This window comes from Yeguia hominis (assembly GCF_014384705.1).
GTDB classification, from domain to species: Bacteria; Bacillota; Clostridia; order Oscillospirales; family Acutalibacteraceae; genus Yeguia; species Yeguia hominis.
Map to the genome: position 1 here is coordinate 63,632 of NZ_JACRSN010000016.1, position 11,126 is coordinate 74,757.

Genomic DNA, 11,126 nt, shown 5'->3' on the forward strand with positions numbered 1-11,126 from the left:
TGAAATTCCCCATTGGACGCACTTATCCTGCGGCGACTTCCGCAAGCAGCGCTTCCAGCAGTTCCTCTTCCGGAACTTTTTTGATGATTTTCCCCTTGCGGAATAGTAACCCGACGCCGTCTCCGCCCGCAATTCCGATATCTGCTTCCCGCGCTTCTCCCGGTCCGTTCACAACGCAGCCCATTACTGCGACCGTGAGATCTTTCGGGCACCCTGCAAGCGCAGCTTCGACTTTTTTCGCAAGCGCGATCAAATCAATTTTTGTTCTGCCGCAGGTCGGGCAGGAAACCAGCTTCACGCCGCCGCAAAGGCCAAGCGCTTTTAAAATATCTTTGCCGGCAAAAACCTCTTCCACCGGATCCGCCGTCAGAGACACCCGAATGGTGTCTCCGATTCCGCGCTGCAAAAGGCTTCCGATTCCGATCGCAGATTTGAGCATTCCCATCCGGGCGGTGCCCGCCTCCGTCACACCTAAATGCAGCGGATATGCGCACGCTTCCGACGCAAGCTCATAGGCGCGGATCATCGTATCCACATTTGAAGACTTGATTGAGAGCACAATATCCGTAAAATCGAATTTTTCAAGCAGAGACGCATGATAGAGCGCGCTCTCGCAAAGTGCTTCCGGCGTCGGTTTGCCGTATTTCTCTAAAATGTGCGGCTCCAGCGACCCGGAATTAACCCCGATCCGAATCGGAATCTTCCGAACACGGCAGGCCTCTGCCACTGCTTTGACCCGGTCCTCTCCGCCAATGTTTCCCGGATTGATCCGGATCTTGTCCACTCCGGCAGCAGCTGATTCCAGCGCAAGGCGGTAATCGAAATGGATATCCGCAACCAGCGGAACCTGCACTTCTTTTTTGATCGCTTCGATCAGCCGAACCGCGTTTTGATCCGGGATCGCCGCCCGAATCAGTTCGCAGCCTGCCGCCTCCAGCGCTTTGGCCTGCGCAACCGACCCGGCAATGTCATCCGCCGGGACATTCAGCATAGACTGTACGGAAATCGGCGCGCCGCCGCCAATTTTCAGCGTTCCGGCCGATACCTGTTTTGTTTGTTTCCGAACCATCTTGATTCCTCCCGGCAACTACGCGCCAAGCCCCTGCCCGGTCACCAGGCGCACGATATCATTAAACGTAATCAGCAGCATAAAAGCCATCAGCAGGAAAAATCCCGCAGCATGCACCCAGCCCTCATATTTCGGATTAACGGGCTTTCTGCGGATTCCCTCGACGATTAAAAACAGCAGGCGCCCACCGTCAAGCGCCGGCAGCGGAAGCAAGTTGACAATCCCGAGGTTGACGGTAATGATGATCATCATCAGTAAAATATTGTTGACTGCATCCCCGAATCCAGACTGCAGTCCTGCAGAGGCCGCCTGTGTAATCGCCTGCGCAGTGCCGACCGGACCGGCAACATCGTTAAGCCCAAACCGGCCTGTCACCAGGCCCGCCAGACTGGTCCAAACCATCCGTACCACCGAAACGGTTTCCGCGCCGGTCTTTTGGATCAACGTCCAGACTGTTTTGGCTTGCGGCTGCACGTAAAAATCCAGTGACAAAATCTCTGTTCCATCCTGCTCGACCGTATGAAAGGCAACATTCGGAATCGAAAGTACCGATCCGTTTCGCACAACCTCCAAATCCACATCGTGCGGATCCGCAAGCGCCAGCGCAAAACTCAAATCGCGGTCCGTAAAAATCCGGTATCCGTCGATGGAATAAAACCGGTCGCCGACCTCCAGCCCAGCTGCCTGTGTCGCGGAATCCTCTGTAAATTTGGAAACCGTTGTACTTGCAAAATTCGGTTCCTGACAAAGCAGAATCATCATCAGTAAAAAGCCGAGCACCATATTCATCACGGCGCCCGCAACTACCACAATCATCCGCTTCCAGACCGGCTTATTGCCGAATGCCCGGGCATCTTCGCTCGCTTCGTCTTCGCCTTCCATGGCACAAAATCCGCCGATTGGGAACAGCCGCAGAGAATACTTGGTCTCCCCTTTTCCAAAACGAATCAGCTTCGGCCCCATGCCAATCGCGAATTCGTTGACTTTAATCCCGGCCAGTTTCGCCGTAAAAAAATGGCCGAATTCGTGTACAAAAACAATCAATCCAAACAAGAGGATCGCGATGAGAATCAGTAAAACGGTTGTCAATGAACACTACACCTCATTTCATGCCGGCAATCTGCCGGACAGATGCACGGGCTTCCCGGTCTGCATCCAAGATTTCTTCAAGACTTCCGCCCGGAATCGTGGTTGCCGCCATTTTCCGGACGATCTCTCCAATTGCTGGGAAAGAAAGTTTTCCCTGCAAAAACAGTTGTACCGCAACCTCATTAGCCCCATTGATTGCTGCCGGCGTCAGGCCGCCTCGGCGCAGCGCCTCCCGACAAGCCGCAAGGCAGGGAAATGTTTCATCGTCCGGCGCAAAAAATCGAAGCGTTCCGCATCGGACCAGGTCAAGCGGCGGCGCAACCGACGGTTTTCGATCCGGCCAGGTCAGCGCATACTGAATTGGGATATGCATATCCGCAGTGCCAAGCTGTGCGAGCATCGCGCCGTCCACATATTCCACCAGAGAATGCACAATACTCTCGCGATGCACAACCACATCGATCCGATCCTCCGGCAAGCCAAAGAGCCAGGACGCCTCAATCACCTCAAGGCCCTTGTTCATCATGGTTGCGCAGTCGATCGTAATCTTGTTTCCCATTTCCCAGTTTGGATGCCGAAGCGCGTCCTGCGGCGTGACAGTTTTGAGTTCTTCCCGCGTTTTTCCAAAGAACGGACCTCCGGATGCCGTCAGTAGGATCCGGCGCAGTGCCCCGCGTTCCGGACAGCCCTGCAGGCACTGGAAAATCGCAGAGTGTTCGCTGTCTACCGGAAAAACCCGCACGCCGTTTTTTCGAACGGTCTCCATCACAAGCGCGCCGCCTGCTGCCAGCGTTTCTTTGTTGGCAAGAGCCAGATCTTTTCCTGCGTTCGCCGCAGCAAGCGTCGGCTGCAGCCCAACCATCCCGACAACCGCATTGCAGACCACGTCGGCCTCCGGAAGCGATGCGGCCTCGCAAAGGCCTTCCATCCCGGACAGCACCCGAACCGGCAGATCCCGCACCGCAGCGCGCAGGTGCGCAGCAGCTTCCGTCTCATATACCACCGCAAGTTTCGGTTTCCACTCCCGGATTTGGCTCTCCAGAAGCGTAATATTCGAATGTGCTGCAAGCGCCGAAACCTTCAGTCCCAGCGCACGCGCCACATCCAGCGTTTGAGTCCCAATCGATCCGGTAGACCCCAACAAAGAAAGATTCGTTTTCATTATTATTCCCCAATTTTCTATTTTAGGACGCTTCGGTGCGATTTGTTTTTCGGATCTCTTCGATGCAACCGATGCGCTCGTTTTTTCTAAAAAAACAGGAAAGAGCTGCGCGCCGGCGGCACGAAACAACTCTTTCCGCAAAAATCCGTCAAGCTAAAATAGCCGGCAGAAACAAAGTCAGATAATACACAAACGGCGTTGTGAAAATGACGCTGTCAAACCGATCCAGGAATCCGCCGTGTCCCGGAATTACATTTCCAAAGTCCTTGATATGGCAGCCGCGCTTAATTAGCGAAAAACTCAAATCTCCCAAAACAGAAATTGCACTTCCTCCAATGGAAAGCAAAACTAGGGACAAATAGGAAACGGAAATCTCCGCGCCGTAGACCGCCTCTAATACGACGCCGGCCAACATCATAAACAGGAAATTGAGCACAAACCCGCCCAAAAGTCCCTCTACGGTCTTCTTGGGGCTGATATTCGGACACAATTTATGCTTTCCCAAAAATTTTCCCGCAAAAAACGCACCGGCATCCGAAACCCAGGCGACCGCAATACAGAACACAACCAGAACGATTCCGTATTTTTCATGTTCATCCCGCAGGGGAACCGCCAAGCTGAGTGCAAGCGGTATGAGGAGTGTCATACTGTACAGAACGCCGATTTCCCGAAACGTATAATCTGCATGCACGCGCAGCTGCACAAGAAAGAGCACGACGGTATACAGAAACAGCGCAAGTCCGATCCACGGAGTCGAAATTAGAAACGGAACTGCTACAGCTAAAATCAGGCTTGGACCTGTCAGCCAAAGATTCTTTGAGACCCCCGCGGCGCCCGCCAGCTCATACACAGAGGCCGCCGAAATCAATGCGATGACAATCGGCAAAAGCAGCGGAAACGACCGGTTAAACACCACAACGGCAATGGTCACAAGAACCAGAATTGCGCCAGAAAAAATTCGTTTTCCCAACGCTCAGACACCTCCAAACCGACGTTTTCTATGAGAATACTCATCAATTGCAGCTTCCAAATCCCGGGGCTTAAAATCTGGCCACAGGATATCCATAATGACATATTCGGAATAAGCAGACTGCCAGAGCAGGAAATTTGAGATGCGGTGTTCTCCGCTTGGACGGATAATGAGATCCGGATCCGGCTGCCCGGCTGTGGAAAGCGCAGCAGAAATCGTTTCTTCCGTAATTTCTTCCGGCGCAAGCTTTCCGTCCTTTGTATCCTGGGAGATTTGGCGGACAGCGCCGACTATTTCCGCCCGGCCGCCATAATTCATCGCCAGATTCAGCACCATCCCGGTGCGGTTTTTCGAAACCTCCACCGTTTCTGCAATCAGCGTCTGCAGCTCCTCCGGAAAGGCAGTGGTATCCCCAATAAAGCGGACTTTGATATCATCATCCAAAAAGTCTCGCAGCGCTTCTTCCAAATACTGCTTAAAAAGAACAATCAGCGCGCCGACTTCGTCTTTGGGACGTTTCCAGTTTTCTGTCGAAAACGCATAAACCGTCAAATATTCAATCCCGATCGCACTGCAGTACCGGGTGATGGTTTTAAAATTTGCGGCGCCCGCCGTATGTCCCGCAGAACGCGGCAATCCGCGCTTCTGCGCCCAACGCCCGTTTCCGTCCATGATAATCCCGATATGCCGCGGCAGCACCCGCTGTGGCTGCTGCCGTTTTTTTGAAAAAAGGCGCATCCGTTAAATCTCCATGATTTCTTTTTCTTTTTTCGCGTGGACGCCATCGATGTCCTTGCAGGCTTTATCCGTCAGATCCTGCATCTTTTTCTCTGCCTGCTTGAGATCGTCCTCTGTAATCTCGCTCTTTTTCTTCATTTGTTTGAGCTTATCAATCGAATCTCTGCGCACCGACCGAACTGCCACTTTGGCTTCTTCTGCCATTTTGGAAATGTCTTTTGCGATAGAGCGGCGCCGTTCTTCCGTCAGCGGCGGGAAAATCAGACGGATCGTCTTTCCGTCGCTCTGCGGATTCACGCCGAGATCGGACGTCTGAATTGCTTTTTCAATCGCACGGCAAATCGATGCATCCCAAGGCTGAATCGTCAGCACCCGCGCCTCCGAGACCGAAACCGCTGCAACCTGGTTAATCGGCGTCGGCGTTCCGTAATAATCGACATGAATTTTATCCAGGACCTCCGGATTTGCCCTGCCGGCACGGATCGATGCAAATTCGTTTGAAAGGACGGTAATGGTTTTCTGCATTTTGCTCTCTGCTGTTTTCATGACCTCTTTCATTGTTGGTGCCCCTTTCCCAATCGTTTTATTCCTGCATGGTAACCATGGTTCCAATGGATTCTCCGCAAATAATCCGGTAGATGTTTTCCGGATCTTCCAGACTGAACACGCAAATGGGAATATGATTATCCCGGCACATTGTTGCCGCGGTTCCATCCATGACTTTGAGATCCTTCGCCAAAACATCCGTAAAGGTCAGCGTATCATACCGCACTGCATTCGGATTCTTTTTGGGATCGCTGTCATAAACACCATCGACCATGGTAGCTTTCAAAATAATATCGGCTTCGATTTCCGCCGCACGGAGCGCCGCAGCAGTATCCGTTGAGAAAAACGGATTTCCGGTTCCGCAGCCAAAAACGACGACACGGCCTTTTTCCAAATGCCGGACCGCCCGATTCCGGATATACGGCTCTGCAACCTGCTGCATTGCAATGGCCGTCTGCACACGCACCGGAACGCCTAATTGCTCCAGTCCATCTGCAACGCCCAGCGCGTTGATTACCGTTCCGAGCATTCCCATATGATCAGCCCGCGTCCGGTTCATCTTCCCGCTGCTTCTTCCGCGCCAGAAATTTCCGCCGCCGACAACAATTCCGATTTCCACTCCCGCTTCCACGACAGCTTTGATCGGACGGCATATTTTTAACACGGTGTCGAAATCGATTCCATGCCCAATATTTCCAGCAAGCGCTTCTCCGCTCAATTTCAGTAAAACCCGTTTATATTTCGGTTCCACGAAAACACCTTCCCTTCGTTTTTTCTATTTTACAATACCCGTTTCATAAAGTAAAGTATTTCCTATCGAATCCTGTGTTTGTTCGGTAAGTTTCTCTGGACAAACCGGTGTAGCGTGCGCTTTTGCGGAGAATTTTTCCTTATCAGGCGTCTAATTCTGAGGTGTCCTGTAAAATTAAAAGGGTCAGCAGCTCCTGCTGCCTTTTGGCTTTTATGTAGAACGTGGTCTGCGGCATGCCACATTGCTTTGCAGCCTGCCGAATGGTCTGGCCGCCTTCCCGCCAGGCACAATACGCCCCCCAAAATGCTTCCGGAATCGCCTTTCTGGGTCTTCCGAACTGAACGCCGCGCGCCTTGGCCGCCGCGATCCCCTCTGCCTGCCGCTGCCGGATATTGACACGCTCATTTTCTGCCGCAAAGGAAAGCAGCTGAAGGACAATATCGCTGATCAGCGTTCCGAGAAGATCTTTGGCCTGCGTCGTATCGAGCAGCGGCATGTCCAGCACCCGAATGTCCGAGCCCTTTTCCTTCGTTATGATGCGCCACTGTTCCATAATCTCCGTATAATTTCTGCCCAGACGATCGATGCTTTTGACAACCAGCAAATCCCCTTTTCGCATTCTCCGCATCATTCGTTTGTAGGCCGGACGCTCAAAATCCTTTCCGGATTGTTTGTCCATATAAAGGTAGCGTTTTTCAATTCCGTAATCTGACAACGCGACCAATTGCCGGACCTCATTTTGTTCTTTGGTGGATACCCTGATATAACCATAGGTCACCTTTGCACTCTCCCTTCCCTTACACGCCTTCGTTGCGCTGAAAATATCATTATAGCAGGTCTTTTCCCCATTCCGGCATTTTCGCATCCGAATGACTTCCAAATTTTCCCCTTTTTTATAAAACAGAAAAGAAAAGCCGCCGGAATAACCGGCGGCTTTGAAAAAACGTGCTAAGAAATTTATTGACCTGATTTTTCAGGTACTGTCAAGATTTATGCGCAAAAAGGTTTGCAGACTCCGGCTGAATGAAGTCAGCCGGCAATAGGGACGTCGTTCAAAGCCGCCTCCAGATGGTTCATATTCATGTGCTTCTTGTTGCCCCATTGGGTTCCAGCCACGTGGCGAAGCCTCGCGCAGACCAGCATCAGCGCAGAGTTACCGTCAGGGAATGTTCCCACCACGCGTGTTCGGCGGCGGATCTCACGGTTCAGCCGTTCGATCACATTGCTGGTGCGGATACGCGTCCAGTGCTCGCTGGGAAAATCACAGCAGGTCAGCGTCTCCTCGATGCCGTCCTCGACCTTCTTGGCAGCCTCCTTCAGCTTCATTGTTTTTAACTCGGCAACAACAGCCTTTGCCTTCTCGCAGGAGGCTTTCTTGCTCTCCTGCGCGTGGATCGCCTTGAGCATTTTCGCTGCAATTTTGACCTTTGATTTTGGCACAGCAGAGAAAACATTGCGGTAGAAATGCACGATGTAGCGCTGGTATTTGGCATCTGGGAATACTTCGCCCACGGCCTCCAGCATCCCCATGCACTTGTCGCCGACGAGGAGCTTTACGCCGTCCAGACCCCGTCCGCGCAGCCACTGGAAGAAGCTGACCCAGCTGGCCTTGTTCTCTTTCATCCCCTCGGCAGCGCCCGGAACCTCACGAAACCCGTCCTCATTCACGGCAAATGCCGCCAGAATGGCGACATTTTCGTACTCTCCGCCCCAGTTGCGGCGCAGGTAAATACCATCTACGTAGACATACGGATAGCGTCCGCCCTGCAAAGGACGGTTCCGCCAGTCCTCAATGTGGACGTAGGCTTTCTTATTTAGTTCGCTGACGGCAGCGGGCGAGACCTTGCTGTCCCGCAGGGCTTCGGTGATGTCCTCCACACGGCGCACGGAAACGCCTGCCAGATACATCTCGATGAGAGCCTCCTCCACGCTGCTCTCCCGGCGGCGATACCGATCGATGATGGACGTTTCGAAGGACACACCCTTGAGACGCGGCATGTGGAGCGTAACGTCGTTGGAGGTCGTGGTGAGGTTCCGGTTATAGCGGCCGCTGCGGTAGCCCTGACGGGCCTCGCTGCGCTCATAGCGGGCGGCCTGTGTCGGGGCTCCGCCTCCTTTTCCAGCAGCTCGTTCAGGGCTTCTTCCGCGCTGCTTCGGACCAATTCCCTGATCTGCCCCTTGATTAGTTCCTCGTTTAGCTGTACAATTTTCTCGGACATCGTTTGCTGTCTCCTTTCGAATGTTTGTGTGGTGACTTCATTCTGCCAGAGCCTGCAAGCGATGTCTTCTTTTTTGTTCGTTTCAATTTGCGCAGCTTATCTTACCTTATCCGTCTTGAAAGAAATATCCGAACCACACGCGGTCGTGTTGCATAACAAATGATTACAGAAAACAAAAAAACCGCCTATAAAGGCGGTTTACATGTTGGCATCTTCCTATTTTCCCAGGCCGTCACCAGCCAAGTATTTTCGGCACCAATGAGCTTAACTTCCGTGTTCGGGATGGGAACGGGTGGACCCTCATCGTCATCAACACCAACTCTTGCCGGGCTCCTGCCCGACTTCAATATAATATCATACTCTTCCGGAAAATGCAAGTGTTTTTTTCATTTTTTAAAAAATTTTTGAGTCCGATTCAACCTGCTTGGCTGACCATCCCGACAATCATAATCCACATCGCTACAAACATGACAATTACCGTAACAGCAAGAAGGATCATTGCGATAATAAAAAATGTTTTGGCCTTTTTGGCATACATCGGTATCTCCGGATTGCAAAACGGATAGCAATACGGGTTATAAACTCCGCATTGTGGACAATTGGGAAGTCCGATCGCATGCACTGCATGGCATTGCGGACAAACAATCATCCGATTTTTCGCAGAATCCCGCATGCATAAATAAATAACCCCTGGAACCAAACCCAAAAGCCCGACCAAAAGTGCCCACATCAAGGGTTCTGAATTTCCGCGCGCTTTTGCATCATAAAAAACAGCAAGCGCCAACATAATTTGCAGACCAAAACTCAAGAGAACATCAACCGAAATTAAAATCCAAAAACCAACAAAAACATTCGCGACACTCATCTTTCATTTCTCCTTTACAACAAATTCAATGATCTCATCATTAAAAAAACGCAACTCGGTGTGCCATCAAGATTACGACATCGAAATTTTCATCACATTCTTATTCCCAGGCTGCCGTCGTGATTTGTCCGGTTTTTAAAGACGTATCTAAAAAAGATCACACAAATAGCAACATCATTATGTAGGAAAGAAAAATTCTTTAAACGCGTCACACCCCACATACACACAGAAGCGTTTTTCCCGTTACCAGTAGATATCGGCAAAAATAAAATGCGCCGAGCCATGTTCAGGGTGTAAACTCGATTTGCCAGCTCTTTCGGTCAAATGCTTCTAAACGCAAGAATAGCAATAACCACAACAAAAATTAAAATCAAAATTCCTGCGAAAACCCCACAGGCATTAGAAAGCCTTGCCTCTTTTTCTTTCTGTTCCTGCGTTGGCTCAAACCTACTACTATAGGTCGCATAAGAAGCGGCATCCCAAAAGAAAACTCCGCCATCATAGTCAGAGATATCATTGGCTGGCAGTGGTTCGCTATCATAAGCCGTCGCACTCTTAAACATTAAAGTCGCGTCCGGAACGAAACTTTTTATTTTGGAATCCATCCAACGAATCAATTTTACTTCTTGTCTCCAACGCATTTTGTCATAGTTGTTATACGGTTGAGGCGCAACAACCCGAATTCCAAATTGTGAGGCATCTGCAGCGAGCAGTTTTCCTTTCTGTGCAAGCAGGTACCTAAGCGTATTTGAACGAGGGGTAGGATAACCGAATACTTCTGGAATGTCCTCACCGAGCTCTTCTCGCATCTTCTGAATTGCTGCATATCTAAATTCTTTATCCCTTTGCAGACGTTCTGTCAGCTCATTTTCGAGGGCCTTATCTCAATCACCGATGCATCCCAAGCCTGTACACCGGAATCATAAGCGTCTTTTATGGCAGCCTGTTTCTTGTCGAATTCCCTCAGTTGCTTCTTCTCCGAATGAAGTCTTGCGCCCCAAAAAGCGCCCCCGAACAACGCGATAAAAAAGTCAAACATAATCGCCTCACCTCATTCCGTTACAGCAGCAATACTGGGCTTCGCCACCTTGATTTGCTCGACAGATTTTCAAAGCTTATAACAATCTCCCTTTGATACGGCAAGCTCGCCATCAATTTTTCCGGCGGCTTGTCAGGGCTGTCTACTTCCTCACCGAAATTTTGGTTGACACTCAGACCCCTTATCAAATCATGCAAATCAAGTTGCAATCGGATTGATCCTTCATTCGTTGCTTAGACATTCTCGGACATTTTCAAGAAAAAATTAAAATACAATATTAAGATTTTAAGCTGACAATTAAATTTGGGATACTGTATGGTCCATCATAGTTACGCCTTCTGATCCATGCTAACCATCAATTCTAGCCTATCATATTATTTTGAAACGATCAACAAATATTTTCGAAATTTCGGCAGATAAAAGAAAAAAAGCCTATCAAAAGATAGGCTTAAAACATTGCGCCCTGAAAACCGAATAAAGGAAAGAAGGAAAGATAAAGGAAAGAACAAACACTTGGTCAAGCCCTCGACCTATTAGTACTGCCACGCTGAACATGTTGCCATGCTTACACTCGCAGCCTATCAACCCGGTAGTCTTCCGGGGGTCTTACTGGCTTACGCCATGGGATATCTTATCTTGGAGCCGGCTTCACGCTTAGATGCTTTCAGCGTTTATCCG

Annotated in this window: 11 protein-coding genes, 2 rRNA genes and 1 pseudogene; all 14 read right to left on the reverse strand. The window is 50.5% G+C overall.

The features are described from left to right. Positions 1 to 22 precede the first annotated feature (22 nt). Positions 23 to 1,069, reverse strand: a complete 1,047-nt coding sequence (gene ispG / locus IAG03_RS10485) for a flavodoxin-dependent (E)-4-hydroxy-3-methylbut-2-enyl-diphosphate synthase (RefSeq protein WP_249319984.1) — start codon at positions 1,067 to 1,069, stop codon at positions 23 to 25. 18 nt (positions 1,070 to 1,087) lie between these two features. Beyond that, positions 1,088 to 2,158, reverse strand: a complete 1,071-nt coding sequence (locus IAG03_RS10490) for a M50 family metallopeptidase (protein WP_249319985.1) — start codon at positions 2,156 to 2,158, stop codon at positions 1,088 to 1,090. 13 nt (positions 2,159 to 2,171) lie between these two features. Further along, positions 2,172 to 3,320, reverse strand: coding sequence for a 1-deoxy-D-xylulose-5-phosphate reductoisomerase (locus tag IAG03_RS10495; RefSeq protein WP_249319986.1), 1,149 nt, complete (start codon positions 3,318 to 3,320; stop codon positions 2,172 to 2,174). Between the two features lie 148 nt (positions 3,321 to 3,468). Beyond that, on the reverse strand, positions 3,469 to 4,290 hold the full coding sequence (locus IAG03_RS10500; RefSeq protein ID WP_249319987.1) for a phosphatidate cytidylyltransferase: 822 nt from the start codon (positions 4,288 to 4,290) through the stop codon (positions 3,469 to 3,471). A 3-nt stretch (positions 4,291 to 4,293) separates the two neighbouring features. Next, positions 4,294 to 5,028, reverse strand: a complete 735-nt coding sequence (uppS, locus tag IAG03_RS10505; RefSeq protein ID WP_249319988.1) for an undecaprenyl pyrophosphate synthase — start codon at positions 5,026 to 5,028, stop codon at positions 4,294 to 4,296. Between the two features lie 3 nt (positions 5,029 to 5,031). Further along, positions 5,032 to 5,586, reverse strand: coding sequence for a ribosome recycling factor (frr, locus tag IAG03_RS10510; RefSeq protein ID WP_249319989.1), 555 nt, complete (start codon positions 5,584 to 5,586; stop codon positions 5,032 to 5,034). A 25-nt stretch (positions 5,587 to 5,611) separates the two neighbouring features. Then, positions 5,612 to 6,325: a UMP kinase gene (gene pyrH, locus IAG03_RS10515; RefSeq protein ID WP_249319990.1), complete on the reverse strand. Its 714-nt coding sequence runs from the start codon at positions 6,323 to 6,325 to the stop codon at positions 5,612 to 5,614. Between the two features lie 142 nt (positions 6,326 to 6,467). Beyond that, the gene (locus IAG03_RS10520; protein ID WP_249319991.1) at positions 6,468 to 7,190 is read right to left on the reverse strand and encodes a recombinase family protein; all 723 of its coding nucleotides are present in this window, start codon (positions 7,188 to 7,190) and stop codon (positions 6,468 to 6,470) included. Between the two features lie 164 nt (positions 7,191 to 7,354). Further along, positions 7,355 to 8,544, reverse strand: a pseudogene (locus IAG03_RS10525) (IS256 family transposase). Positions 8,545 to 8,747: 203 nt separating this feature from the next. Next, positions 8,748 to 8,864: ribosomal RNA gene (rrf, locus tag IAG03_RS10530) — 5S ribosomal RNA — on the reverse strand. A gap of 95 nt (positions 8,865 to 8,959) precedes the next feature. After that, complete coding sequence (locus IAG03_RS10535) at positions 8,960 to 9,409, reverse strand: hypothetical protein (protein WP_249319992.1); 450 nt, start codon at positions 9,407 to 9,409, stop codon at positions 8,960 to 8,962. 320 nt (positions 9,410 to 9,729) lie between these two features. Continuing rightward, positions 9,730 to 10,218 carry a hypothetical protein gene (locus tag IAG03_RS10540; RefSeq protein WP_249319993.1) on the reverse strand — a complete coding sequence of 163 codons (489 nt, stop codon included), beginning with the start codon at positions 10,216 to 10,218 and terminating at the stop codon, positions 9,730 to 9,732. 50 nt (positions 10,219 to 10,268) lie between these two features. After that, the gene (locus tag IAG03_RS10545) at positions 10,269 to 10,448 is read right to left on the reverse strand and encodes a hypothetical protein (RefSeq protein ID WP_249319994.1); all 180 of its coding nucleotides are present in this window, start codon (positions 10,446 to 10,448) and stop codon (positions 10,269 to 10,271) included. A 513-nt stretch (positions 10,449 to 10,961) separates the two neighbouring features. Next, positions 10,962 to 11,126: ribosomal RNA gene (locus IAG03_RS10550) — 23S ribosomal RNA — on the reverse strand; the annotation flags it as partial.